This is a genomic window from Pseudomonas sp. Z4-20 (assembly GCF_051131955.1).
GTDB classification, from domain to species: Bacteria; Pseudomonadota; Gammaproteobacteria; order Pseudomonadales; family Pseudomonadaceae; genus Aquipseudomonas; species Aquipseudomonas marvdashtae.
The window spans coordinates 4,149,272-4,175,350 of the sequence record NZ_CP071641.1 but is presented as its reverse complement, the minus strand read 5'-3'; the positions used below and the strand labels follow the sequence as shown (position 1 = coordinate 4,175,350).

Here is a 26,079-nt window from a genome sequence, read left to right as displayed (position 1 = left end):
CCCCGTGGCGAGGGAGCTTGCTCCCGCTGGGCTGCGCAGCGGCCCTCTGGATTTGCCTGACACACCGCAAGGGGACGCTGCGCGTCCAGCGGGAGCAAGCTCCCTCGCCACGATAGAATGCAGTTGCTCTCTAAAGCGGCAAATGCCGACTCAACAAAGCCCTCAACGCCGCAGGCTTGACCGGTTTGGCCAGGTAATCCAGGCCCGCCGCATGCACCTGCGCCACCGTCTCGGGCCGGCCGTCGGCACTGATCACCACCCCCGGCACCGGTTCGCCCATGCGCGTGCGCAGCCAGGCCATCAGCTCGGTACCGGTCTCGCCGTCGTCCAGATGAAAATCCACCAGCGCCAATTGCGGGCGGACCCCTTGGGCGAGCCAGCGCTCGCATTCTTCTCGGTTGCGCGCCGTCCGTACCTGGCAACCCCAGCGGGTCAGCAGACTGTTCATGCCGACCAGGATGCTGTCTTCGTTATCGACACACAGCACCTGTGCGCCGCTGGGCAACTGGCCGTTGGGTTCGGGCGCGATCTGGGGCTCGACGGCTTGGGTTCGGGCTAACGGCACGCTGACGCTGAAGACACTGCCGCACCCCGGCCAAGAGCGGACCCGTAACGTGTGGCTGAGCACGCGGCACAGCCCGTCGGCAATCGCCAGGCCCAGGCCCAGTCCTTTCTCGGCGCGGGTCTGATGGCTGTCGAGGCGTTTGAATTCTTCGAAGATGACCTGCAGTTTGTCTTCGGCAATGCCCGGCCCGCGATCCCAGACCTCCAGGCACAGCTCGCCGTCGCGGCGGCGTACGCCCAGCAGCACCGGTCCCTTGGCGTAGCGAAAGGCATTGGTAAGGAAGTTCTGCAGGACGCGGCGTAGCAACTTGATGTCGCTGTCTACCCGCAGCCGTGAACCGCGAACCCGGAATTTAAGGCCTTGCTCGCGCGCCAGCACCGTGAACTCGGCGCCGAGGGTGTCGAACAGGTCGTTGAGGGCGAACGGTTTGCGATCAGGGTTGATCTTGCCGTTTTCCAGTCGGGAGATGTCCAGCAGGTCGGTGATCAGATCTTCGGCTGAGCGCAACGAACTGTCCAAATGTTGCACCAATTGCTGGGCTTCGCTCGGCAAGCCTTCGTGCTGATGGGACAGCGCCGCGGAGAACAGGCGCGCGGCGTTGAGGGGTTGCATCAGGTCATGGCTGACGGCGGCGAGGAAGCGCGTCTTGGATTGATAGGCCGCTTCGGCCGTGCCTTTGGCGTCGGTCAGCGCCAGGTTCAGTTGCGACAGCTCGCGGGTACGTTCGGCGACCCGCTGCTCGAGCCCTTCGTTGGCGTCGGTCAAGGCTTTTTCAGCTTCGCGGAACGCGGTGATGTCGGTAAAACTCATGACAAATCCGCCACCGGGCATCGGGTTGCCGATCAACTCGATCACCCGGCCGTTGGGAAACAGCCGTTCCGAGGTGTGCGCGCGCCCCTGGCGCATCCAGTGCAGGCGCCGCGCAACATGGACTTCAGCCTCGCCAGGACCGCAAAGGCCGCGCTCGGCGTTGTAGCGGATGATGTCGGCTATCGGCCGGCCGACACTGATAAGGCCGTCGGGATAATTGAACAGCTCCAGATAGCGACGGTTCCACGCCACCAGCCTGAGGGACTGGTCCACCACGCTGATGCCCTGCGTGATGTTTTCGATCGCGCCTTGCAGCAGCGCGCGGTTGAATTGCAACACCTCGGACGCTTCGTCGGCGATCCGCACGACGTCTTCCAGTTGCATCTCGCGGCCTTCAATCGCCGCTTTCACCACCGCCCGCGTCGAAGAAGCCCCGAGCACACCGGCCAGCAGGCGCTCGGTGTGGGCGATCCATTCGCTGTCGGCGTTCTGGCTCGGGTTGAAGCCTTTGCCTTGGCGATAGGCGAACCGGATAAAGCTCTGGCGCGCCCGTTCTTCGCCGACGAAGCGAGCAGCCAGTTGCAACAGGTCATCGATTTGCACCGCCAGCATCGAGCGCGGGTTGGGGCGAGCGTTAATCTCCTGGCCGATAAACCGTCCGGCCTGCCAATGTTCCGACACGCGAGTGCGCGACAACACCGAGACCCAGGCGAACAGAATGAAGTTGCCGGCCAGCGACAAGACCACGCCTTGCGTCAATGGGGTGATCGGCAGGTCCAGTGGATTGCCGTGCAGCCAGGCCAGGCCGGGGAAACTGCTCAACGACCAACCCAGGCTGTGGGCGGCGATCGGCAGCACCAGCGTGTAGAACCAGAGGAAAATCCCTGTGGCGAGGCCGGCGAACACACCGCGTCGGTTCGCCTGCTTCCAATACAGCGCACCGAGCATGGCGGGCGCCAGTTGCGTCACGGCGGCGAAGGCGATCTGGCCGATGGTCGCCAGGCTCGCCGTCGAACCGAGCAGTCGATAGCTGACGTAGGCCAGTAGCAGGATCACGACAATGCTTACCCGACGTACCGACAGCATCCACTGGCGGAACACTTCGAAGGGCCGCTCGGCGTTGTTGCGGCGCAACAGCCAGGGCAGCAGCATGTCGTTGGAAACCATGGTCGACAAGGCGACGCTCGCGACGATGACCATGCCGGTGGCGGCCGAGGCGCCGCCAATGAATGCCAGCACCGCCAGGGCTGGATGAGCCTGGGCCAGTGGCAGGCTGATGACGAACGAATCCGGCAGCACGGAGGTGGGCAGCAGCATTTGCCCGGCAAGTGCGATCGGCACCACGAACAGCGCGGCCAGGGCCAGGTAGGCGGGAAACACCCACTTGGCCAGGCGCAGGTCCTGAGGGTCGATGTTTTCTACCACGGTGACGTGGAATTGCCGGGGCAGGCAAATGATCGCCATCATCGCCACCCCGGTTTGCACCACCATGGATGGCCAGTTGATGGTTTCCTTCCAGTATTGCTCCAGGCGAGGCGCGAGCATCGCCTGGTCGAACAGATCGTCAAAGCCGTCATAGAGGCCATACGTGACGAACGCGCCAACCGCCAGGAAGGCGAACAGCTTGACCAGCGATTCGAAGGCAATCGCCAGCACCATGCCGCGGTGGTGTTCGGTGGCATCCAGGTTGCGCGTGCCGAACACGATCGTGAACAGCGCCAGGATCAGCGAGACAATCAGCGCCGTGTCCTGGGCGCGGGTGCCCATTGCATCGGCACCCGCGCCGATCAGCAGGTTCACTCCCAGCACGATGCCCTTGAGTTGCAAGGCAATGTAGGGCAACACGCCGACCAGGCAGATCAACGCGACCACGATCGCCAGGGACTGGGACTTGCCATAGCGGGCGGCGATGAAGTCGGCGATGGAGGTGATGTTCTCCTGCTTGCTGATCATCACCATTTTCTGCAGGACCCACGGCGCAAACACCAGCAGCAGGATCGGCCCGAGGTAGATCGGCAGGAATGACCAGAGCTGTTCGGCGGCCTGGCCCACGGCGCCAAAAAACGTCCAGCTGGTGCAATACACCGCCAGCGACAAGCTATAGACCCAGGCCCGCACGCGCGGCGGCAACGGCGTGCTGCGCCGATCACCGTAGAAGGCGATGGCAAACATGATGGCCATATAGGCCAGGGCAACAACGGCGATCAGCCCGCTGGACAGCGACATGGATACTCCCAGACAAATCCGCCCGGGCTTGAGCCCGGCACGACAGTCTCGCATGCCCGCTCGGGTTCGTCAGTGTCGACCAAGGTCGAGGCATGGGGGTAGTCTTGGTGCCCAAGCCTTTTTTCGGACATCCTCTTGAAAATTATCCGCAGCAAATCCTTCGTTGGCGACCGCGCCTGGGCGGCGCTGGATATCGCCAATATGAACGGGATCACCACGCGCTTGCACTGGACTGATCAGCCGTACAAATGGCACATCAATGATGGGCAGGAAGTATTCGTAGTGCTCGATGGGCAAGTGCAGATGTGCTACCGGGAAGAGGGTAGCGAAAAAGATACCTTGTTGGAGACCGGGGACATTTTCTACGCATCCGTAGGCACCGAGCACGTGGCCAGACCTATAGGCGAAGCGAGAATCCTGGTGATCGAGACTGAGGGCAGCGTTTGAGATGTATCTGGTGAATAGATAACCCATAGAGAAATTACCCGTTATATAGATATTCTGTTCGGCTCTAGCATGGCCTCACCTCATCCGAGGAGAGGAAATCACCGTGACGTGCCTTGCCGAAAAATATCCCTTGCGACCGCTTAGCCACCTGCCAAGGCCGTTGGAGGTGATTCGACAATTCACCCCGAACTGGTTTGCCGCGACCATGGGCACCGGCGTGCTGGCCCTGGCCCTGGCGCAACTGCCAGGGTCCAACCCCGGTTTGCACGCGCTGGCCGAAGGGCTGTGGTTGTTCAACATTCTCCTCTTCGGTTTGTTCACGGGACTTTACGCCGCTCGCTGGGTGCTTTTCTTCGACGAGGCCCGGCGGATTTTCGGACATTCAACCGTGTCCATGTTCTTCGGCACCATTCCCATGGGGTTGGCGACGATCATCAATGGTTTCCTGGTGTTCGGCGTGCCGCGCTGGGGCGAGGGGGTGTTGCCGTTGATCGAGCTGTTGTGGTGGGTCGACGTGGCGATGTCGCTGGCCTGCGGCGTGCTGATTCCGTTCCTGATGTTTACCCGCCAGGAACACCGCATCGACCAGATGACTGCCGTGTGGCTGCTGCCCGTAGTCGCCGCCGAAGTGGCTGCTGTCAGCGGCGGGCTGTTGGCGCCGCACCTTGCCGATGCCCATTCACAACTGGTCATGCTGGTGACCAGTTACGTGCTCTGGGCCTTTTCCCTGCCGGTGGCGTTCAGCATCCTGACCATTCTGCTGTTGCGCATGGCCTTGCACAAACTGCCGCACGAGAACATGGCCGCTTCGAGCTGGCTGGCCCTCGGCCCCATCGGGACCGGCGCCCTGGGCATGTTGCTGCTGGGGGGTGACGCGCCGATTATCTTTGCCGCCAATGGCCTGTCGGGCGTGGGCGAGGTCGCCTCCGGGCTGGGATTGGTTGCCGGCGTCACCCTGTGGGGCTTCGGTTTCTGGTGGATGTTGATGGCACTGCTGATCACCGCGCGCTACTTGCGCGAAGGCATCCCGTTCAATCTCGGCTGGTGGGGCTTCACCTTTCCGCTGGGTGTGTTCGCCCTGACGACGCTGAAGCTGGCGAGCCTGCTGGGCCTGGTTTTTTTCAATGTGTTCGGTTGCGCGCTGGTGGCGATGCTGGCGGTGATGTGGCTGATCGTGGGCTGGCGCACGTTACTGGGCGCCTGGCACGGTGAGTTGTTTGTGTCGCCCTGCATTGCGGGGCTGGCGAAATAATCGTTAAAGACAGGTAATGTGTGGCCTGGATCGAAAAAGCGTCATTCCAAACAAGCGTCCACGCCACTCAGGAACATGGAAGATGAGTCACCCTTCGCAGTTCACCTTGCTTCGCACGCGGCGCTTCCTGCCGTTTTTCATCACGCAGTCCCTCGGGGCGTTCAACGACAACATTTTCAAGCAGTCGCTGATCCTCGCCATTCTCTACAAGCTGACCATCGAGGGTGACCGCTCGATCTGGGTCAACCTCTGCGCGCTGCTGTTCATCCTGCCGTTCTTCCTGTTTTCGGCGTTGGCGGGTCAATTCGGAGAAAAGTTCGCCAAGGACGCGCTGATTCGCCTGATCAAGCTCGGCGAAATCGCGATCATGGCGGTCGGCGCGCTGGGTTTCCTGTTCGATCATTTGTGGCTGATGCTGGTGGCGCTGTTTGCCATGGGCACGCATTCGGCGCTGTTTGGGCCGGTGAAATATTCGATCCTGCCGCAGGCATTGCGCGAGGATGAACTGGTTGGCGGCAATGGCCTGGTGGAAATGGGCACGTTCCTGGCGATTCTTGCCGGCACCATCGGCGCGGGGATCATGATGTCGTCGGCGCACTACGCGCCGGTGGTGTCGGTGGCCATCGTCGCCATCGCCGTGGCCGGTTACCTGGCCAGCCGTGGCATTCCACGGGCGGCGGCGGCCTCGCCGCAGATGCGCTTGAACTGGAACATCTTCAGCCAGTCCTGGGCCACGTTGAAGCTCGGCCTGGGACAGACCCCGGCGGTTTCCCGCTCCATTGTCGGCAACTCGTGGTTCTGGTTCGTCGGGGCGATCTACCTCACGCAGATTCCCGCGTATGCCAAGGAGTGGATGCACGGCGACGAAACCGTGGTGACGTTGATCCTTACGGTGTTTTCGGTGGGGATCGCCCTGGGTTCGATGCTCTGTGAAAAACTTTCGGGGCGCAAAGTGGAGATCGGCCTGGTGCCATTCGGTTCCTTCGGCTTGACCGTGTTCGGGCTGCTCTTGTGGTGGCATTCCGGCGCAATCCCAGACAGTGTCGACGGCCACGGCTGGCTGCAGATCCTGGGGTTCGGGCATGCCTGGCTGGTGCTGATCGACATTCTTGGCCTAGGGATTTTTGGCGGTTTCTACATCGTGCCGCTCTACGCCCTCATTCAGTCGCGTACCGTGGAGAACGAGCGGGCGCGGGTGATTGCCGCCAACAATATTCTCAACGCACTGTTCATGGTGGTCTCGGCGGTCGTTTCCATCGTCTTGCTGAGCCTGGCCAAACTGTCGATCCCGCAACTGTTCCTGGTGGTGTCGCTGCTGAACATCGGCGTCAATGCCTACATCTTCAAGATCGTTCCCGAGTTCAGCATGCGTTTCATGATCTGGCTGCTAAGCCATTCCATGTACCGGGTGGAGCATCGCAACCTCGAAGCGATTCCTGATGAGAGCGCGGCGCTGTTGGTGTGCAATCACGTGTCGTTTGTCGATGCCTTACTGATCGGCGGCGCGGTGCGTCGGCCGATTCGTTTTGTGATGTATTACAAGATCTACAACCTGCCAGTCCTGAACTTTATCTTTCGCACCGCGGGCACAATTCCGATCGCCGGGCGCCAGGAAGATATCCAGATCTACGAAAAGGCCTTCAGCCGAATCGCCCAGTACCTGAAGGACGGCGAGCTGGTGTGCATCTTTCCTGAAGGAAAATTGACTGCCGACGGTGAGATCAATGAGTTCAAGAGCGGACTGACACGCATCCTCCAGGAAACCCCGGTGCCAGTGATTCCCTTGGCGTTGCAGGGCTTGTGGGGCAGCTTCTTCAGTCGCGATCCGGACAAGGGGCTTTTTCGCCGGTTCTGGTCGCGAGTGACCCTGGTGGCGGGTTCGGCGGTTGCGGTCGAGACGGCTGAGCCTGCGAAGTTGCAGGCGATGGTGGGAGAGCTTCGCGGCGCGGTCCGATAACGCAAAACGATGCAGGAACCGGGAAGTCCGGCTCCTGCATTCGGTTCAGTTGCTGACCTTGAGGCCGATCAACCCGGCAATGATCAACGCCACGCTGACCAACCGAATCAGCGCCATCGACTCGCCAAACAGAATGATCCCGGCGATCACCGTGCCTACGGCACCGACACCGGTCCAGATTGCATAGGCGGTGCCCAACGGCAGCTCTTTCATGGCAAGGCCCAGCAGGCCAAGGCTGATCGCCATGGCCGCAACGGTCAATGCAGTGGGAAGAGGGCGGGAAAAGCCGTCGGTGTATTTCAGGCCGACAGCCCAGCCGACTTCAAACAGGCCAGCGAAAAACAGAATGATCCAGGACATCACACACCTCATCGATGGATGGGGTCGTCCCCGGATAAAACTCTTTGGAGTTGCGAGGTCGTCCCCGCATTGGGCAAAAGGATGCCCAATGCTGACTATTCGGTCAAGGCGCCCGGTCAGTCCGCCGCTTGACGGGCAAGCTGCTCACGGTCTTGCTTTTCACTCATGCGCCGGAAGTGGGTTGCCAGCAACGCGCCGGAAATATTGTGCCAGACGCTGAACAGTGCACTGGGCACCGCCGCCAGCGGCGAAAAATGCGCACTGGCCAGGGCCGCGCCCAGGCCGGAGTTCTGCATGCCCACCTCCAGCGACAAGGTTTTGCGCTGGGCCAGTGGCAATCCGAACAGGCGCCCGGTGAAATATCCCAGCAGGTAGCCGAAGCTGTTGTGCAGCATCACTACTGCCATGATCAGCAGGCCGGATTCGGCGATTTTCGCCTGACTGGCCGCGACCACTGCCGCGACGATGATCACGATGCTCACCACCGACACCAACGGCAACACATCGACCGCGAGACGAACCCGTTCACCCAGTAGACGTTGGGCGACGACGCCAAGGAAGATCGGCAACAGGACTATTTGCAGGATCGACCAGAACAGCGCCGAGAACGACACCGGCAACCAGGCCGAGGCCAACAGCCAGATCAGCGCCGGGGTAATCACCGGGGCGATCAGGGTCGTGATGGCCGAAATCGACACAGCCAAGGCCAGGTCACCACGACCCAGCCAGGTCATGACGTTGGAGGATGTGCCGCTCGGGCAGCAGCCTACGAGGATCACCCCCACGGCAATTTCCGGCGGCAGGCTGAATATCTGGCAAAGCAGCCACGCGGTGCCTGGCATGATCACGAATTGAGCAGCAACTCCCAGGGCGACGCGTCCCGGATGGCGGGCCACTTCGGCAAAATCCTCGGTCTTCAGGGCCAGGCCCATGCCGAACATCACCAGGCCAAGCAACGGCACAATGGCCACTTTCAGATCGACAAACCATTGGGGAAATAGAAACGCTACTATCGCAAACAACAGTACCCAGTAAGCGAAGGTGTTGCCGACAAAACGACTCAATGCAACCAGTGCGCGCATGACCTGATCCTTATTATTAGTTGCAGCACAGCCCGACATGAAAGCGAGCCTGCTTAAGATAACGGATTATCGACCCACATTACTGTGGGTGATCGACCGTCATCGCGAGCGGGCTTGCTTCCAAAGGACAACTTCTGCCATTAGATTCCCTGCGGAAGCTCTTCACCACCCAACGCTTCAACCAGCGCCGGCAGGAACTCACCGAATGTCAGCATCATCAGGGTGAAGCTGGCGTCCAACTGGCCCAAGGCTTCGTCGCCGCCGTCCTGTTCCGCCTGGTCCTGCAGCAAGTCCTCGAACTTCAGGCGCTTGACTACCATTTTATCGTCGAGCACGAAGGACAACTTGTCCTGCCAGGCCAGCGACAGCTGCGTCACGACCTTGCCGGTGCTCAGGTGCAGTTGGATTTCGTCGCTGGTCAGGTCCTGGCGCTTGCAACGAACGATGCCGCCGTCTTCATGGGTGTCGCGCAATTCACATTCGTCCAGCACGAAGAAATCGTCTGCGGCTTTCTGAGTCTTGACCCAGTCGGTCATGATCGCGGTTGGGGCCGTCTTCACGGTGAGCGGACGTACCGGCAGCGTGCCGATGACTTCGCGCAGGGTGGAAAGCAGGTCTTCGGCGCGTTTCGGGCTGGCGGAGTTGACCAGGATCAGGCCCTGTTTCGGCGCGATGGCGGCGAACGTGGACGAGCGACGGATGAATGCGCGAGGCAGGAACGCTTGGATGATTTCATCCTTGATCTGGTCCCGCTCCTTTTTATAGACCTTGCGCATCTGTTCGGCTTCGATCTCTTCGACCTTTTCCTTCACGGCGTCACGCACGACGCTGCCGGGCAGGATGCGTTCTTCCTTGCGGGCGGCGATCAGCAGGAAATCCTGGCTGACATGCACCAAGGGCGCGTCTTCGCCTTTGCCGAAGGGCGCGACGAAACCGTAAGTGGTCAACTCCTGGCTTGCACATGGGCGTGCCAGTTTGGTCGCCAGTGCAGTTTCCAACGCCTCGGCATCAACAGGCAGATCTTGGGTCAGGCGATAGATAAGCAGGTTCTTGAACCACATGGGGTGAGTCTCTCCTTTATACAAAGGGGGGCATTATTCTCTTCGCGGCGCCATAGGCCAACCCTTAGCTAAGCCTTTGGAAGGCCTGAGAAAATTAATGTAAAAAGTGCTTGCCAGCTTAGGGAGTGCTCCGTAGAATGCGCGCCACACCGAAAGCGAAGGGTGATTAGCTCAGCTGGGAGAGCGTCTGCCTTACAAGCAGAATGTCGGCGGTTCGATCCCGTCATCACCCACCATTCGTTTCAAGTGTTACGCGCAGCGGTAGTTCAGTCGGTTAGAATACCGGCCTGTCACGCCGGGGGTCGCGGGTTCGAGTCCCGTCCGCTGCGCCATATTCGGTAACCTGGAACACTGAACGCCAGGTCACCACAAGAAGCCCGCTAACGCGGGCTTTTTGCTGTTTGCAGTTTCTCCGCGGTACGCATGAATCATTTGTTTTGCTGACTTTTTCAATTAAATCAGCACGTTATAAAAAACTGTGAGAGAATGCGCACCGCATCGAAAGTGAAGGGTGATTAGCTCAGCTGGGAGAGCGTCTGCCTTACAAGCAGAATGTCGGCGGTTCGATCCCGTCATCACCCACCAAGCTTTCAATGTTACGCGCAGCGGTAGTTCAGTCGGTTAGAATACCGGCCTGTCACGCCGGGGGTCGCGGGTTCGAGTCCCGTCCGCTGCGCCATATTCGGTCATCTGGAATGCTGAACGCCAGGTTGCCAACAAAAAGCCCGCTCATTTGAGCGGGCTTTTTGTTGTCCGGCACTTTATCTACTGCTCGGCGTTCCGGCTGTGACGATAATCACTGACCGCCTCATACACGGCCTTGCGCAAACGGTTGATACCGCCAATAGGCCGATGATCCTCGATGCCGAACCAAGGGTTGAAGGACTGGTTATCACAAGCGAGGTTCAGCTTGGGCGTGTCGAAATCCTGAGCCGGCACCTTGATTCGCGCCACCGTCTCGAACGGTGCATCGTCTTCCTGCCATTCAATGCTGGTGTCTTCGATGGGCATGTACCTGCTCGGATCCTGACGCTGGATCTGCAAGACAAAACAGGCCGGCACGCGATCTGTGGATAACTGCTGATTCAATGCGCTGCGCAAGAAATTCGGCAGGTCCTGGTTCTGCGCAGGCAAGGTGTAGCTTGGACAGCTGTCCGGGTCCGGTGCGACGCGAAACTTGGCATTGGCCGCGCCGAATTTGTAAGGCGATACCGAGAAGTAGGTGGTCTGGGTCGGGCTGGTCGGGGGCGGCGAAAGGGTCGCCAGGGCGATGAATAAATGACGGATCTGCCAAGTGCGCGGATCCAGGCTCGGGAAGAATGCCATCGCCTTCTTCCCGTCAGCCTGAGCGGCCACATTCTGACGATACTCGGCGACATCACTGACAAAGAAGTTCGGATGATTGAACATCACGAAGTCCTGCTCGCCTTGTGATTGCCGACCAGCGAGCAGTTGCTTGCCGGGCACGTCCAGCAACTTGATCGCCATCCCCCGCGCGTCGCGCAAGCTGTCGAATTGCGGATAGGCGTTACCGTTGGACAGGCGGATCGTTGCCTGCCAGGTCTTGCCCGGCTCGGCAAATACCCCTTGGCGCAAAGGCGCTGGCAGATCGCGCGGCACCTGGACTTCGGCCATGACACAACCGTGTGCCTTGGCGTGGGCATCGCGCAGGTAGCGGGTGCCTTCGCGGTGCTGATCGACGATGCGGATGGCGGTCTGGATGATGTCCTGGGTCATGGCGCTTTCGCCCGGGGGGATCTGCTCCTTGTTCGAGACCGAGCCGCTGTGTTGCCAGGCAAACCAAGCGGTGGACAAGGCCCAGCCGAGCAGCCCGATGCCCAGCAGCCACAAGAGCGTCTTGCCCAAAAAGGCGCCGAGGCGCAGCCAGAGCGTGATCAACATGCAAACATCCTTTTACCTGTGGGATTCATCATTACAGTTGCGACTCCAGCGGCCCGCCCAACACTTTCAAATACTCCAGCAAGGCCCAGCGTTCCTGCGGTTGCAGCAAGCGGCCAATGACGCCGTTGCCTCGCTCGCCTGAGCGGAATTCATGGCCGCTGTTGTGGTTGCCGGTAATCTTGGTATCGAAGAGAAACCCGTTGGCAAAGGCTTCGGTACGATAGCCCAGATGTCGCGGGTCATATTCGAAGCTGCCTTTATAGAAGGTCATCGCCCGCTCGGCCTGGGGGGACAGCAGTTGATAAATCGTCGGCACCGAGCCGTTGTGCAGGAATGGCGGCGTGGCCCAGACACCTGCCAGCGGTCGGGCCTTGTAGGCGCGCAATTCGCGCACGCCGATGGGCAGCCCGAAACCATCCAGGGCCGGGCGCTCGGCCGGCGTCACGCCGGCGTCGCGATAAGCACGGTTTTCGACAAACGCTGTGACATAGGCCAGGCCCTTGGCAACCGAAACCTGGCTGAGATCCAACGGCTCTGTCGGCGTCGGGTGCAGGTGCACCTCCAGCTTCGCCAGCTCGGCCGGGTCCCATTGCAGACTGGTCAGGTTGAAGCGATGGTCGGCGATATTATTGGCGGTGCCGGGGTCGGTACCGATCACTTTCACCGGCAACATGCGCAATTGTTGAACAGGCCTGTCAGGCCCCTGAACCACTTCCGGGACATGGCAGCCGGCGCAGTTCTCGGTGAACAGCGTCCGGCCTTTGGCCGCCAAAGGCTTGTCGATCGAGCCTAGCAGCGCCTCAGGCCATGTCGGAGGCTTGAGCAGTTGCAAGGTTTCTTCAATCTTGTTCAGGTCGCGCACGCGCACGCTGGAAGGATAGCGCGCATCGCCCTGCAGCGGCTTGCCCTGGGCGTCGAAGAAATTCAACGTGGCGCCGACTCCCAAGGCTTCGCCGACATTGCGCGCCATCGGTTGCTGGGCCGAGCCGTTCCACTGCACCCAGTCAAATGTCCACATTTCCCACAGCTGAGGGTAATCCACCGGCGCGTTGGCGACCCGGTAGTTTTCCGCTGAAATGGCATCGCCAAAGCTGGCGTTGGCGATACGGCCAAAGGCGTCGGTACGTCCCGGACCTTCCTCGGTGGGGTAAAGACCGCGATGGGTGTCGTTCCAGGCCGTGCGCAGAAAGGTATCCAGGGAAACCTTGAATGTCTTGCGCAGCTGTTCATGACGGGCGTCATAGTCCTTGCCCAGCACCTGGCGGGCGAAGCGTTCGAATTTCCAGGGGTTGTAGTAGGTCGAAGCTAGACTTGCGACCAAGGCTTGTCCGAAGCTGCCCCCGCGTAATGTCGGAACAGTCGACGGCAACACGTGTTGGGCCGAGCCGCCATCGATCCGTATCGCTTGGCCCTTGAAGTGCAGTTCGCCCGTGTGGCAAGCAGCACAAGTGATGTCCAGATATTGCTCGCGGCTGCCCGCATTCTGATGCCGCGTGAAGCCCACCGGCAAATTACCGGGATTGTCCGGCGTGGCTTTTTGCGCTGGATCGACCAGGAAGCCGAAGCGCGCGAGGTATTCGGGCGACGCGAAGCGCTGTTGCGAGAACGGCAGCTCCAATGCCGTGAACCACTCGTAGCGCAGGCCTTTGACCTGAGTACCCTGCGGGGTGAAATAGTACGTCTGGCGCTCGGCGGCGCTCCACTGATCCAGGTAGTGCACTTGCTCGACAGGCGTATAGGCCGGCAATCGCGGGTTGGCGACGTAATAAAGCACCACGGCCACGACGACGACAAGCAATGCGAGGATGAGCAAGAGAATGCGAGAGAGGAGGCGCACGGTAACGTCCTTGTTTTTCTGATATGCCCTTATGCCTCAGCGCCGCCCGGCCGGCAAGTGGCCATTATCTCGGGCCGTAGGGGGTGGCAAGTTGTCTCTGTACGTAATAGATGACAGATGCTTCATCTGCCCAGGTTCAAAAAGCGTTTGCCGGCCTGAACTTATCATCGCTTTGTGGCTCACATGCCGGTAGCCATTGGTCGTGGCCGCCTGATAAGCTCGCGGCTTTACTCGATTGCCCTTTAGGCGCATGAACAAGGAAATAGCATGAAACAGCATCGGTTGGCGGCGGCGGTAGCCCTGGTTGGCCTGGTACTCGCGGGTTGTGACTCGCAGACCAGCGTAGAGCTGAAAACCCCGGCGCAAAAAGCTTCCTACGGCATTGGCCTGAACATGGGCAAGAGCCTGGCTCAGGAAGGTATGGATGACCTGGACTCCAAAGCAGTCGCCCAGGGCATCGAAGATGCCGTCGGCAAGAAAGAACAGAAGCTGAAAGACGAAGAACTGGTCGAAGCCTTCGCCGCCCTGCAAAAGCGTGCCGAAGAACGCATGGCCAAGATGAGTGAAGAGTCGGCAGCGGCCGGCAAGAAATTCCTCGAAGAAAATGCCAAGAAGGCGGGTGTTACCACCACCGCTTCCGGCCTGCAGTATGAAGTGGTCAAGAAAGCCGACGGCGCACAGCCCAAGCCGACCGACGTGGTGACCGTTCACTACACCGGCAAGTTGACCAACGGCACTGTGTTTGACAGCTCCGTGGAGCGTGGCAGCCCGATTGACCTGCCGGTCAGCGGCGTGATCCCGGGTTGGGTCGAAGGTCTGCAACTGATGCACGTCGGCGAGAAGTACAAGCTGTACATCCCGAGCGACCTGGCCTACGGTGCCCAGAGCCCGAGCCCGGCTATCCCTGCCAATTCGGTCCTGGTGTTCGACCTGGAGCTGCTGGCAATCAAGGATCCGGCAAAAGAAGGCGCAGCCAAGTAATCGCGTCTGCTATAACGACAACGCCTCGCTTATGCGGGGCGTTGTTGCATCTGGCGTTCGGTGAATGACAAAAAAACCGAACGCTCCCGGCGGGCTACAGTCATAGGCAATACAGGCGCTGCGCTAGACGCAGTTGGCCGATCAAGTCAATGAAATATTGGGTTTTTTTATGTGAGTAAAAAACGCCCGATCTAAGCCGGGCCCTTATTAAACGGGGGCTTCAGCGGTGAAATGCAGCTCTGTTCACAAGGTTATCCACAATTTGTGTGGATAACATTTCAGTGGGAGAAAAAATGAAGGCCCCGTGGAATTTCACTCGGTTTCTACCTCTGGCGGGACGGCTGCTGGCCCGCGGTAGACTGCCGACGTTGCTGTTCGCCGTTGCCAGCAAAGGCGCGCGCGAGGGCGGCCGGCTGGGCAAGCTCAAGGAAGACCTGCGCTTGTTGCAGGCGTTGTGCCTGGCCTACTGGCGTGGCGAGTACCGGGCGGTCAGTGCCAAGTCGTTATTGTCGGTCGTGGCGGGGCTCATGTATTTCCTCAGCCCCCTGGACGCGATTCCAGACTTGCTGCCGATGTTTGGCATGTTCGACGACATCGCCGTGCTAGCCTGGATCATGAAAACACTCGACGACGAACTCAGTGCCTTCCGCGCCTGGCGTGACCAGCAGTCACCCGAGAAGCTCGCGCTGGTCGAAAGACTTCCCGACACCCCGGAACAACTCCAGCTCCAAGGTCCGAAAAAGACCTGATCCCGCCTGTTTATCCCAGAACATCATCGCCCCGCGACCTCGGCTGCTATTTAGGATTACACTTCCAAGGAAAAAAGCTGACTCGCTAAGTGTTGTTGTCCTACGGGGTAAACATGGATATTCAAATAATCACACGCGACGGAGAGCCCGAGTACGCGGTTTTGCCGTGGGATCAGTACCAGTCGTTATTGAAGGCAGCAGGTCTCAATCAAGCTCCGCCGCGGCAGGCAAAAGCCCAGGATACGGCGGCACCCGATCAGGTCCTTCCTGGTCTGGATCAGTTGCGCAGCTTGCGCGAAGGGAAGGGCATTGCCATCGAGGCGCTGGCCCGCACGGTAGGCATCAGCCCGTCTTATCTGGCCATGATCGAAAGCGGCGAGCGTCAACCCGATGCCGCGATCAAGCGCAGCCTGGCCTGGGAACTGACGGTGCCGGGTTGGAGGGATGAATCGTGAGTGTACGCATCAGTCGACAACATTGGGATGGGTTGTTGGGGGAGTTGGACCAGGCACGTCGCCAGCGCCATTTGCTGACATACCGCGCCTTGCTGGAACGCTTGCAGCTTCCAAGCCCGGCGATGCAGACCTTGACCGCCGCGCTCGAGCACCTGGCCGCGCTGGACGCCCGGGCTGAACAGCCGCTGCGCAGTTCGCTGGTTATCAGCCAGGGTGCCAGCCGATTGCCGCGCACCGGTTTCTTCGAATGTGTCGAACGCCTCGGCCGTTTTTCCGGTCCTTCCGACGGCGTCGCCGCTGCGTCCTGGCATGCTTCGGAAGTGGTTCGGGTGTTCGAATACGAGTACCCCGAATCGGCGGAAGCCTGAGTGCTCTGGCGCATCAAGGCGCGGGCCGGCTATTGGCTGGCGCGGCGGTTGTTTCATTGGTCATGGTTCGTCCGACAGCCGCGTGGCTGGGCCTGGCTCGAAGGTCAGTTTGCACGCATGGCGAACCTGGGTGATGTCGGCGCCCAGAGTTTCTACGGGCATATCCTGACGTTTCGCGGCCAGGGGCTGGGCGCGCGGGAGGAGGGCATTCGCCTGCTGCGATTGGCCGCACTGGCCGGGGATGGCAAGGCCGCCTATCAGGTCGGCGTCATCAGCCTCGCCGGCACTGCCACTAAAGCGCCGGATCCGGCCGAAGCGGCGCGCTGGTGGACCCTGGCTGCAAAGGCCGGGCATCCGCTGGCCGAGATCAAGCTCAAGGCGCTCGAAGACCAGTCCCCTTAGCTGTTATCCACAGGCGGTATTTCTTTTCTTCGCTAATGGGGCATGTCCTTTAGGGCAAATCTCAGAATAGTCCTACGCTGTCCGTCTCCTTATCTGACTTAATTCTCCGGCCTTCCCCGGCACAGTCTCGCGCTTCCCGATTCCCTCGCGAGACGCCTGCCCATGCCTGATCGATTTTTCCTGTTGGCCTCTGATCGAGCGGTGCCTTGATGGATCAGGTGCGCCGCATCGAGGACGCACTCGACAGTTTCAAAGAGACCCTTCCCCTTTACCGCGAGCAGCTCGAGAGTTGGTACAGCCGCGCTGTGGACGGCGCTAGCCAGCTAGCCGACCTGCCTTCATTGATGGGCATGGAGCGGGTGATCCGCTTCGGTGACAGCACCACGGCGGTCAGCATTCAGGACACGGATTTTCTCTCCACCGTCGCCCGGTGCCCCAAGGGCGGCGTCTTGACGATCGAGAGCAAGCTCGAGTCGGTGTACGACATTCCGCTGGGCGGCATCGTTGTAGATGTGGTGGAGGTCGGCACTGGAAAGATCACGCCGGTCACGCTGGATGCCCAAGGCGTGGGGACCTTCAAAGGCGAAGCGGGTCGCTACTATCAGGTACACGTCCAAGGCGAGGTATCTCCCAAGCAAATCGAAGAACTGTTTTCTTCCTACGACGGCCTGACCTCCGATCTGACGGACTGGCTGCGCGGCGAGTGGCAGGGTTTCAAGCCGCAGTGGGCGCAGCAATCCCTGGCTACGTCGGCGGCTGCGGTGGGCAATGGCCTGCTCGCCGGCGGTTGGGCAGCGATCGAAGAGGTGTGGGACAGCATCGGCCTGATCTCGGACATCCTCAAGGACCCCGCTCGGTTCGGCGCGGAGTTGGGCAGCGGCGCGGCCGATCTAGCCAAGCTTGCACAGTCGGCACCGCAGGTCATGGCGAAGCTGCAGCTGCTGGCCAGTGACGAAGCGGCGCTGTGCCTGCTGGTGCGCACCGCCAGTCTCTGGCTGGACATGCTGCCGCCCAGTGAGCTCGCCGGCAGCACGGCTCAAGCGTTATCCACAATGCTCGTGCAGTTGGTGATCGACCTGCTGATCGGCGTGGTCCTGACCTTCGCCGCGGCGGGAGCCGGCATTGCTTATCTGTCGATGCGCCTGGTTCGGCACAGCGCTCGCCTGCTGGAGGCCGCGAAGCGTTTCATTCGTGCCATCTTCGCAGTGGTGAACGGTTTCATGGCCTACGTGGACCGCTACAAAACCGTGGCGGCGCGAGGCATCACCGCCGCTGTGAAAAAGGGCCGGATGCAACTGCGCTGGGACGCTAAGCGCAATACCACGCTGAAACAAGACCAACCCCACGACGACGCCCCCGCCCAATCGAAAAACCCCAAAGGCGACCCCGCCGACAGCGCCGACCAGACCCGCACCCACGGCTGTCCGGTGTCGATGGTCACCGGCGAAGAACTGCTGACCCTGGACGACGGCACCCTCGACGGGCGTTTGCCCTTCGTCTTCACCCGCCTTTATCGCACCAGCGCCGCCGACCTGGACATTGGCCTCGGCCGTGGCTGGAGCCATGCCCTGGCCCATCGCCTTTTGATTGAAGGCGAGCAGGTCATCTGGATCGATCAGGAAAACCGCCGCACCACTTTCCCTCGGCCGAACCTGCAACGCCCGGCGATCCACAACAGCCTGGCCCGCGCGGCGATCTACCTGAGCAGCGAACCGGACGAACTGATCATCGCCCAACCCGGCGACGGTGCGCCTTTCCTACACTTTCGCGACGGTCATCTGATTGCCCTGAGCGATCGGTACGACAACCGCCTGACGATCCAGCGCAACATCTACGGCGACATCAGCCGCCTGGACAACGGTGCCCGGCGCTGCCTGCGCCTGCGCTACGAACACCGCCACCTGGTCGCCATCGACTACCAGAGTTTTCACCTGGAACTGCTGCCGGACGAAGCCTGGCGCACCGAACAGACGCTGGTGAGCTACCGCTACGACGCGCGTTGGCGACTCATCGAAGCGACCAACGCCGCCGGCGAAAGTGAACGCTACGACTACGACGACCAGCACGTCATCCTCCAACGGCAACTGGCCGGCGGGGCGAGTTTTTATTGGGAATGGCAAGGCCTCGGCCCGGCGGCCCGCTGCGTGCGGCACTGGGCATCTTTTGCGCAGATGGACAGCCGCTACACCTGGGGCGAGGACGGCAGCGTCACGGTCCAGAACCTCGATGGCAGCCGGGAAGTGTACGTCCATGACGACCGCGCGCGGCTGGTGCGCCAGGTCGATCCTGATGGTGGCGAACACCTCAAGGCCTATGACGAACAGGGCCGGCTGGTCGCCGAACAAGACCCGCTCGGCGCGGTGACCGAATACCGCTACGACGAAGTCGGACGGCTGGTGGCGCTGATTCCGCCCGAAGGCGAGCCCACGTCCTACGAGTACCGCAACGGTTTCCTGCACGCACGGCATCGCGGTAACGCCGTGTGGACCTACCGGCGCAATGAACAGGGCGATGTGATCGAGGCCATCGACCCGGATCGCCACAGCACCTGGTACTCCTACGACACCCAGGGCCAACTGAGCTCGATCCGCTACCCGGACGGCAGCCAGCACACTTTTGTCCGTAATCGCCTGGGCCAGTTGACCGAAGAGATCCTGCCCGACGACAGCCAGCGGATCTTTTCCTACGACGCCCTCGGGCGTTTGCTGACCCGCCAGGACGAACATGGCGCCATCACCCATTACCAATGGGACGCCGTGGGCCGTTTGCTGCAAACCACCTTGCCCACCGGCGCAACCCGCGCCTGGAGCTACAACGCCTACGGCAAGGTCAGCGCCGAACGCGACGAACTGGGGCGCATCACCCGCTACGAATACGCCGACGACCTGCACCTGAACAGCCGCCGCCTCAACCCCGACGGCAGCGAGCTGAAATACCGCTATGACTCGGCGCGGCTGTTGCTGACGGAAATCGAGAACGAATCCGGCGAAAAATATCAGCTGGACTACACGCCCAACGGACTGATCCGACAGGAAACCGGCTTCGACGGCCAGCGCACCGGCTACGCCTACGACCTCAACGGTCACCTGCTGGAAAAGACCGAGTTTGGTTCCGACGGTAATCAACGGGTCACCGCTTACCAAAGGGATTCTGCAGGACGCCTGCTGCGCAAGACCTTGCCCGACGGCGAAACGGTCGAGTACCGCTACGACGGCCTTGGGCGTCTGGTCAGTGTCGACGACGGTCATTGGCCGCTGGCCTACGAATACGACGCGCAAGACCGCCTCGTCGCCGAACACCAGGGCTGGGCCACCCTGCGTTATCGATACGACAACACCGGTCGCTTGATCCATTGCCGCCTGCCCGACCGAAGCACCCTCGACTATCGCCACCTCCCGGGCGGCGCGCTGATCGCCATCGACCTCAACGGCACCTGCCTGACCGAGCACCGTTTCAAAGGCGGACGCGAAACCCAACGCCAGCAGGGCTTGCTGCTCAGCGACTACCGCTACGACGAGCAGGGTCGCCTCAAGGCCCAGACCGTGTGGCAGACCCAGCAACAGCAATTGTTTTGGCGCGACTATTCCTACGACGCCAGTGGCAACCTCGCCGCGCTGTCCGACACACGAAACCGCCGCAGCTACCAATACGACAAGCAAGATCGCCTGCTGCGTATCGACTACGCCCACAGCCAAGCCCCGGAACGCTTCGCCCACGACCCGGCCGGCAACCTGCTGATGCAGGACCGACCCGGCCCGACCACCCTCAAGGGCAACCGCCTATTGATGGAGGGCGACCGCCACTACGACTACGACGCCTACGGCAACCTCGTCCGCGAACGCCGCGGCACGGCCCAATGCCTGGTCACCGAATACCGCTACGACAGCCAACACCGCCTCATCGGCGTCACCAGCCCGGACGGCAACGAAACGTCCTACCGCTACGACGCCTTCGGCCGACGCATCAGCAAGACCGTGGACGACCAGACCAGCGAATTTATCTGGCAAGGCGACCAGGTCATCGCCGAAAGCAGCGACCAGCACTACCAAAGCTACATCTACGAACCCGGCACCTTCCGTCCCCTCGCCCTGCTCGAAGGCGAAGGCCCAGAAAAAGCCACGCCGTTCTACTACCACCTCGACCATCTCGGCACGCCGCAGGAACTGACCAGCCACCAAGGCGAAGTGGTTTGGGCAGCGCGCTACAGCGGCTACGGCAAACTCACCGAACTGCGCCACGGCGACGGCCCCCGACTACATCAACCCCTACGTTTCCAAGGGCAATACCACGACCGGGAAAGCGGCCTGCACTACAACCGGCACCGGTACTACAATCCGGAGACGGGGCGGTATCTCACACCCGATCCGAGCAAGCTCAAGGGTGGGCTCAATGGGTATCGGTACACCCTGAACCCGACGGGGTGGGTGGATCCGCTGGGGTTGGAAACTTGCCCGGGGGATGGGTGTAAAAAGCCTGCGGTTGGAGAGCAGGATCCGGCGGCTAAGGTTGGGGTGGATGAGGGCGAGCCAGCGCTGCCGATGACGGCGGAGCAGCGGCGGGCGCGGATTGATGAGTTGGCGGAGGCGAATGCCAAGGGACGGGTTGTTGCTATTGAAAAAGGATACCAGATGCACACCGTTGAAAAGCATAGTTCAGAAATATCAGACGTCGCTCTAAAACAGCGGGCTATTAACGGTGCGAATCCGCATACAGGAGAAGTACCCAAAGGCGCTAATGGAAGCTTAAGTTCACAGTTCAGCAATTGGCGCGTTCATTTAAATGCGCTAAATAAAGCTATGACAAGAGAACGGTTAGGGTTGGACCCATTTACAGGTGTGGACCATAAAAAGGACAGAATTGTTAGGCAAGAATTGCCGGGGGCGGGCCGTGGCTATAAACCAAATAAAAAAAATAAGCAAAACCCTACGCTCAGAGAGAACTTGGACTGGTTTGAAGTCAAGTTTGACAAACATGGCGCACCCTACACTGGTTTTCCCACGGAGAAAAAATAATGCTGAAGCACCCTTTTTTAAAAGAGAAGTTTGTTCCCGATCTCATGTGGTTTGTCGGACAATTTGATGTTTATGATCGGGAAGAGACTCGCGGGGCGACGTTGGAAGTTTACAATCCAGACGACGAATCTGACAGGTGGGAACTCATTAATAGGTATGGTCTAGATCTGGAATGCTTATCTTACCGGCACAAATATGTGCTCGTTTCGTTTTTGGAGGATAAACTTAAAGATCCGAATTTTGATTTTCAAAGTGTATTCGATATAGACGAAGATTGTGCGGGTAGCTGGCCTCGCGGAGAGTGGTATAACTTGAAGAATCCTAAGAATTTTTTTAGGGATGTCTGGGTGCTGGCTAAAGAAAAATGGAAGGAAGATATCCATAAAGCTTCCCTTGAAGACCCAGCTAGCTGGTGATTTTCATCACAATATACATCTAGCTTTTTGTGGCAAGAAAGCTTGTTCCCGCGCCACAGGATTTGTGGCTGCCATTCCGTCGGTGTGAACGCACCCACCCTCACACCGACAAACCCAACTCCAAGGCCGGCACCCGCCCAACCCCCCCATCAATCAAATACAAACTCCCCCCTACGATCTCCTTTGCATGATGCTTCGCCTGGGAAGCCATCTCCGCCAACTGACTGGCATCCAATCCAGCACAGGCCTCCGAACGCAAATGCACCACCCCAATCGACAGCGATAGCAACGCAAACTCCTGTCGCACGCCTTGGCGATTCAACGCGGTAAAACATCCAGCTTCCAGGTGTTCAGGGCGGTAGAAGCGGCGGCAGTGGGTTTGGAAGTCGGTCAGCAGCAGGTTCAGGCGTTTGCGCCAGTCGTCCGGGCCGAGGACCAATAGGAAGTCGTCGCCGCCGATGTGGCCGACGAAGTCGCGGCTGGGGTCGATGCGTTCGTTCAGGCACTGGGCCAGGCACAGCAGGACTTCGTCGCCGCGGCCGTAGCCATAGATATCGTTGAAGGGTTTGAAGCTGTCGATGTCGACGTAGCAGATCACCGACTCCTGGCGTTGCTGCAACAGGCGCGTGAGGCATTGTTGGATTGGTACGTTGCCCGGCAGCAAGGTCAGCGGGTTGGCGTAGCGGGCCTGTTGGATTTTCAGTTCAGTGATCAGCTTGAGCACGTCGATGACCCGGCCCAATCCCATGTAGCTGCCGTTGAGGGTGATGATGAAGTCTTCTTCAATGCGCTGCCGGGCGCGGCTGGTGATGAGGCGGCTGACTTGTTGCAGCGACTGGCTCAATTCCACCGCGAGGAAATCGTCGCTCATCAGCCGACTGATCGGTTTGCGGGCGAACAGGTCGGTGGCGAAGGGCTTGAGCAGGGCGTCCGAGAGCGAGTGGCGATGCACGATGCCGCACGGTTGGCCCTGATCGTCCAGCACCGCCAGGGAATTGAGGTTGGCCTGGCGCCGGAACGCTTCCAGCACGGTGGCCGTTGGCGTGCGGTGCGCCACGGCCGGTTGTTCGTTGAGCAGGGCGCCGAGGTCATTGACTTCCTCGGTCAATGGCACCACGCCGCTGTCCTGTCGGGGCATCAGGGCCCTGGCGTCCTGGGAAGGATGTTCCTGGGGGCGGGCGAGCAGATACCCTTGGACCAGATCGACCCCCATTTCAATCAACACCGCCAATTCTTCTGGCAGTTCTATGCCCTCGGCAATTACCTGGGCCCGTGACGCCTGGGCGATTTTAAGGATGGAACCGACGAACTCGCGCTTGAGCGCGTCCTGGTGGATGCCGTCGATGAAATGCCGGTCGATCTTCACATAATCCGGCCGCAGTTCAGACCAGAGACGCAGGCTTGAATACCCAGCGCCCAGATCATCCAGTGCGATGGAAAAGCCCATGGCGCGGTAGTGGTGAAGGGCGGTCTGCAAGAGCTGGAAATCATCGATGGGGGTTTGTTCGGTCAATTCGATGACGACCTGGCTGGGCGGGATGCCAAAGTCTTGTAGCAGTTGCAACGTGCGGCCGGTCTGGTGCGCCGATTCCAGCAGCGACTCGGGCGAAACGTTGAGGAACAGTTTGCCGGGCAGCTTCTGCTCGTTGAAACGTTGGCAGGCGCTGCGTCGGCAGGCCAGCTCCAGCTCGCTCAGCCTTCCGGCCTGGCGGGCCACGGACAATAAAGCGATGGGGGAATGCAATGGGCTGTTGGACGGGCCACGAGTCAAGGCTTCGTAGCCCAGGATACGTCGTTCGGAGAGGCAAATGATTGGTTGGAACAGGCTGTGCAATCCGCTTTGACTCAGGATTGAGTTCAAGGCACCCAGCTGTTCTGTCGTGGTCATGGCGATCTCTGGCGATAAAAAAAGGACTGGGCGCAACCCCTGCTGGGGTGCGCCCGGTCCTGTATTTCACGACAGACTGATGTCAGTTTGATGACACTCCGACGAGCATCACCATTAAATGGCCATCATCTCAATGCGTGGCGACCGTCGTATTAAGTTTCAGGTAGTCCAGCAGGATCCGCCCGGTTTCGCTCAGGTAGGCATCGTCTTCCGGCTTGGTCTTCTCCGGTTCGGTGATCAAGTCTTCGTCTTCTTTCTTCAGCTCTTTGAGCGGCTCTTCGCCCTTGGCCTTGCGGCGCAGGTTCTCCATCGCCAATTGCTTGGCTTCGATATCGGCGTGCTGTGCGCGGCGGTCGGTTTCGTTGAGGGTGACGGTTTTCTCGGTCATCAGCTTTTGTGCCAAGGCCAGCTTGTCGCGAATGAATACAAACTCCGCGTCCTGGGCCGAGCGGGCGTCATGCTCGGATTTGAGCTGGGCCAGGAACGGTTTGAACGGGTCCACGGCCGGCTTGATCGCAGGGCGGATGGTGTCCCACGGCATGGCTTCGGGCAGGGCACTTTCACCGATTTCCTTGGTGTCGATGATCGACGGGTAATCGATGTCAGGCAGTACGCCCTGGTGCTGGGTACTTTGGCCGGAAACCCGGTAGAACTTCGCCAGGGTCAGTTTCAGTTCCCCATGGTTCAGCGGCTGGATAGTCTGCACGGTGCCTTTGCCGAAGGTCTGGCCGCCGATGATCAGCGCCCGGTGATAGTCTTGCATGGCGCCGGCGAAAATTTCCGAGGCCGAGGCCGACAGGCGATTGACCAGCAACGCCATCGGGCCCTTGTAGAACGCGCCAGGATTTTCATCTTCGAGGACATCGACGCGGCCATCGGCGTTACGCACGAGCACGGTCGGGCCCTTGTCGATGAACAGGCTGGTCAGCTCGGTGGCTTCCTGCAGCGAGCCGCCGCCGTTGTTGCGCAAGTCGATGACCACGCCGTCGACCTTTTCCTTCTGCAATTCGGTCAGCAGTTTCTTCACGTCGCGCGTGGTGCTCTTGTAGTCCGGGTCTCCGGCGCGGAAAGCCTTGAAGTCCAGGTAGAACGCGGGAATCTCGATGATGCCGAGCTTATAGTCCTTGCCATCCTGTTTCAGTTTGAGGACCGACTTCTTCGCTGCCTGTTCTTCCAGCTTCACCGCTTCGCGGGTGATGGACACGACTTTGCTGGTCTGGTCGTTCGGCGCATTACTGGCCGGAATGACTTCCAGGCGCACCACCGAGCCTTTCGGGCCGCGGATCAGCTTGACCACTTCGTCCAGGCGCCAGCCGACGACATCGACCATTTCCTTGTTGCCCTGGGCGACGCCAATGATCTTGTCCGCCGGGCTGACTTGCTTGGTCTTGTCGGCGGGTCCCGCCGGCACCAGGCGCACGATCTTGACCTGGTCGTTGTCGCTCTGCAGCACCGCGCCGATGCCTTCCAGCGACAAGCTCATGTTGATGTCGAAGTTTTCCGCGTTATCCGGCGACAGATAATTGGTGTGCGGGTCGTAGGACATGGCGAAGGTGTTGATGTAGGCCTGGAAGACATCTTCGGCACGGGTCTGGTCCAGGCGCGCCAATTGGTTCTTGTAGCGCTTGGTCAGGGTTTCCTGGATCTGCTTGGGATCCTTGCCGGCGATCTTCATGCGCAGCACCTCGTCCTTGACGCGCTTGCGCCACAGGTCGTCGAGTTCGGCTGTGCTCTTGAGCCAAGGGGCGTCCTTGCGATCGACCAGCAAGGTTTCCTTGGCATTGAAATCGATCTTGTCGACGCCTTTGTTCAGCTCGGCAAGGGCGTAGTCCAGACGCGCCTTCACGCGGTCCAGGTAGCGCTTGTAGATGGTGAACCCGGCGTTCAGGTCGCCGCTCTTGAGGAAGTCGTCGAACTGGGTTTTCCACTTGTCGAATTCGGCGATGTCGCTGGCCAGGAAATAACTGCGCGACGGATCAAGCAGCTTCAAATAGCTGTCGTAGATGATGACGGAACGTGCGTCATCAAGTGGCGGCTTGCTGTAGTGATGCCGCTTGAGCAACTCAACCACGTTGAGGCTGGCAATCACCTCGTCGCGATCGGGCTGAAGCTTGTCCCAGCTGTTGGCCGCGAACACAGGGTTCGAAAGCGTTGAAGCGCCAAGGCCAATGAGGAGGGCAAGTGCGGTGCTGGGAAAAAAGTGCTTCATGCTGATTCGACGCAGGGACAATTGATCACGCATATTAGGCCGTCTTTGAAGTCGCCGGTTCCATGTGGCCCGGGCGCATAATGCAAGAAAGCCCGGCGTT

18 protein-coding genes and 4 tRNA genes are annotated in these 26,079 nt (G+C 60.2%); 14 read left to right on the top strand and 8 right to left on the bottom strand.

What is annotated here, in order from left to right:
- Window positions 1-130: 130 nt before the first annotated feature.
- Complete coding sequence (locus tag J3P82_RS19030) at window positions 131-3,601, bottom strand: hybrid sensor histidine kinase/response regulator (RefSeq protein ID WP_434558193.1); 3,471 nt, start codon at window positions 3,599-3,601, stop codon at window positions 131-133.
- A 135-nt stretch (window positions 3,602-3,736) separates the two neighbouring features.
- Here J3P82_RS19030 and J3P82_RS19025 point away from each other — a divergent pair, with 135 nt between their 5' ends.
- The 3 genes from J3P82_RS19025 (at window position 3,737) to J3P82_RS19015 (ending at window position 7,257) form a co-directional block, all read left to right on the top strand.
- Complete coding sequence (locus tag J3P82_RS19025) at window positions 3,737-4,048, top strand: cupin domain-containing protein (protein WP_434558192.1); 312 nt, start codon at window positions 3,737-3,739, stop codon at window positions 4,046-4,048.
- A 103-nt stretch (window positions 4,049-4,151) separates the two neighbouring features.
- Entirely contained in the window at window positions 4,152-5,300 is a 1,149-nt protein-coding gene (locus J3P82_RS19020) for a TDT family transporter (protein WP_434558191.1), read from the top strand.
- An 82-nt stretch (window positions 5,301-5,382) separates the two neighbouring features.
- Window positions 5,383-7,257, top strand: a complete 1,875-nt coding sequence (locus J3P82_RS19015; protein WP_434558190.1) for an MFS transporter — start codon at window positions 5,383-5,385, stop codon at window positions 7,255-7,257.
- A 45-nt stretch (window positions 7,258-7,302) separates the two neighbouring features.
- Here J3P82_RS19015 and sugE read toward each other — a convergent pair whose 3' ends face one another.
- The 3 genes from sugE to rdgC all read right to left on the bottom strand — a co-directional run bounded on the left by sugE (window position 7,303) and on the right by rdgC (window position 9,760).
- Window positions 7,303-7,617, bottom strand: a complete 315-nt coding sequence (sugE, locus tag J3P82_RS19010; RefSeq protein WP_434558189.1) for a quaternary ammonium compound efflux SMR transporter SugE — start codon at window positions 7,615-7,617, stop codon at window positions 7,303-7,305.
- Between the two features lie 116 nt (window positions 7,618-7,733).
- Window positions 7,734-8,699 (bottom strand): bile acid:sodium symporter family protein, encoded by a 966-nt coding sequence (locus tag J3P82_RS19005; RefSeq protein WP_434558188.1) that lies wholly within the window; start codon window positions 8,697-8,699, stop codon window positions 7,734-7,736.
- A 140-nt stretch (window positions 8,700-8,839) separates the two neighbouring features.
- Window positions 8,840-9,760 carry a recombination-associated protein RdgC gene (gene rdgC / locus J3P82_RS19000; RefSeq protein ID WP_434558187.1) on the bottom strand — a complete coding sequence of 307 codons (921 nt, stop codon included), beginning with the start codon at window positions 9,758-9,760 and terminating at the stop codon, window positions 8,840-8,842.
- A gap of 160 nt (window positions 9,761-9,920) precedes the next feature.
- Between rdgC and J3P82_RS18995 the strand changes: the two genes are divergently transcribed.
- The 4 genes from J3P82_RS18995 (at window position 9,921) to J3P82_RS18980 (ending at window position 10,439) form a co-directional block, all read left to right on the top strand.
- Window positions 9,921-9,996, top strand: a tRNA-Val gene (locus J3P82_RS18995).
- 19 nt (window positions 9,997-10,015) lie between these two features.
- A tRNA-Asp gene (locus tag J3P82_RS18990) sits at window positions 10,016-10,092 on the top strand.
- Between the two features lie 177 nt (window positions 10,093-10,269).
- Window positions 10,270-10,345: transfer RNA gene (locus tag J3P82_RS18985), tRNA-Val, on the top strand.
- A gap of 17 nt (window positions 10,346-10,362) precedes the next feature.
- A tRNA-Asp gene (locus tag J3P82_RS18980) sits at window positions 10,363-10,439 on the top strand.
- 86 nt (window positions 10,440-10,525) lie between these two features.
- Here the strand turns inward: J3P82_RS18980 and J3P82_RS18975 are convergent.
- Together J3P82_RS18975 and J3P82_RS18970 are read right to left on the bottom strand one after the other, a co-directional pair.
- Window positions 10,526-11,662 carry a catalase family protein gene (locus J3P82_RS18975; protein ID WP_434558186.1) on the bottom strand — a complete coding sequence of 379 codons (1,137 nt, stop codon included), beginning with the start codon at window positions 11,660-11,662 and terminating at the stop codon, window positions 10,526-10,528.
- A gap of 31 nt (window positions 11,663-11,693) precedes the next feature.
- Window positions 11,694-13,499 carry a di-heme-cytochrome C peroxidase gene (locus J3P82_RS18970; RefSeq protein WP_434558185.1) on the bottom strand — a complete coding sequence of 602 codons (1,806 nt, stop codon included), beginning with the start codon at window positions 13,497-13,499 and terminating at the stop codon, window positions 11,694-11,696.
- 267 nt (window positions 13,500-13,766) lie between these two features.
- Between J3P82_RS18970 and J3P82_RS18965 the strand changes: the two genes are divergently transcribed.
- The 7 genes from J3P82_RS18965 to J3P82_RS18935 all read left to right on the top strand — a co-directional run bounded on the left by J3P82_RS18965 (window position 13,767) and on the right by J3P82_RS18935 (window position 21,882).
- On the top strand, window positions 13,767-14,480 hold the full coding sequence (locus tag J3P82_RS18965; RefSeq protein ID WP_434558184.1) for an FKBP-type peptidyl-prolyl cis-trans isomerase: 714 nt from the start codon (window positions 13,767-13,769) through the stop codon (window positions 14,478-14,480).
- A 293-nt stretch (window positions 14,481-14,773) separates the two neighbouring features.
- Window positions 14,774-15,229: a YkvA family protein gene (locus tag J3P82_RS18960; protein ID WP_434558183.1), complete on the top strand. Its 456-nt coding sequence runs from the start codon at window positions 14,774-14,776 to the stop codon at window positions 15,227-15,229.
- 113 nt (window positions 15,230-15,342) lie between these two features.
- Window positions 15,343-15,684 carry a helix-turn-helix domain-containing protein gene (locus J3P82_RS18955; protein WP_434558182.1) on the top strand — a complete coding sequence of 114 codons (342 nt, stop codon included), beginning with the start codon at window positions 15,343-15,345 and terminating at the stop codon, window positions 15,682-15,684.
- Window positions 15,681-16,052, top strand: a complete 372-nt coding sequence (locus tag J3P82_RS18950) for a hypothetical protein (RefSeq protein ID WP_003179080.1) — start codon at window positions 15,681-15,683, stop codon at window positions 16,050-16,052. Before J3P82_RS18955 ends, J3P82_RS18950 begins: the two co-directional genes overlap by 4 nt.
- On the top strand, window positions 16,053-16,454 hold the full coding sequence (locus tag J3P82_RS18945; RefSeq protein ID WP_434558181.1) for a sel1 repeat family protein: 402 nt from the start codon (window positions 16,053-16,055) through the stop codon (window positions 16,452-16,454).
- A gap of 209 nt (window positions 16,455-16,663) precedes the next feature.
- Complete coding sequence (locus tag J3P82_RS18940) at window positions 16,664-21,466, top strand: RHS repeat-associated core domain-containing protein (RefSeq protein ID WP_434558180.1); 4,803 nt, start codon at window positions 16,664-16,666, stop codon at window positions 21,464-21,466.
- Window positions 21,466-21,882, top strand: coding sequence for a hypothetical protein (locus J3P82_RS18935; protein ID WP_434558179.1), 417 nt, complete (start codon window positions 21,466-21,468; stop codon window positions 21,880-21,882). The genes J3P82_RS18940 and J3P82_RS18935 overlap by 1 nt, the downstream gene beginning before the upstream one ends.
- Before the next feature lie 100 nt (window positions 21,883-21,982).
- On the opposite strand, the gene J3P82_RS18930 is transcribed toward J3P82_RS18935, so the two are convergent.
- Window positions 21,983-23,770 carry a bifunctional diguanylate cyclase/phosphodiesterase gene (locus J3P82_RS18930; protein ID WP_434558178.1) on the bottom strand — a complete coding sequence of 596 codons (1,788 nt, stop codon included), beginning with the start codon at window positions 23,768-23,770 and terminating at the stop codon, window positions 21,983-21,985.
- A gap of 130 nt (window positions 23,771-23,900) precedes the next feature.
- Window positions 23,901-25,979 carry a carboxy terminal-processing peptidase gene (locus J3P82_RS18925; protein WP_434563897.1) on the bottom strand — a complete coding sequence of 693 codons (2,079 nt, stop codon included), beginning with the start codon at window positions 25,977-25,979 and terminating at the stop codon, window positions 23,901-23,903.
- Window positions 25,980-26,079 lie beyond the last annotated feature (100 nt).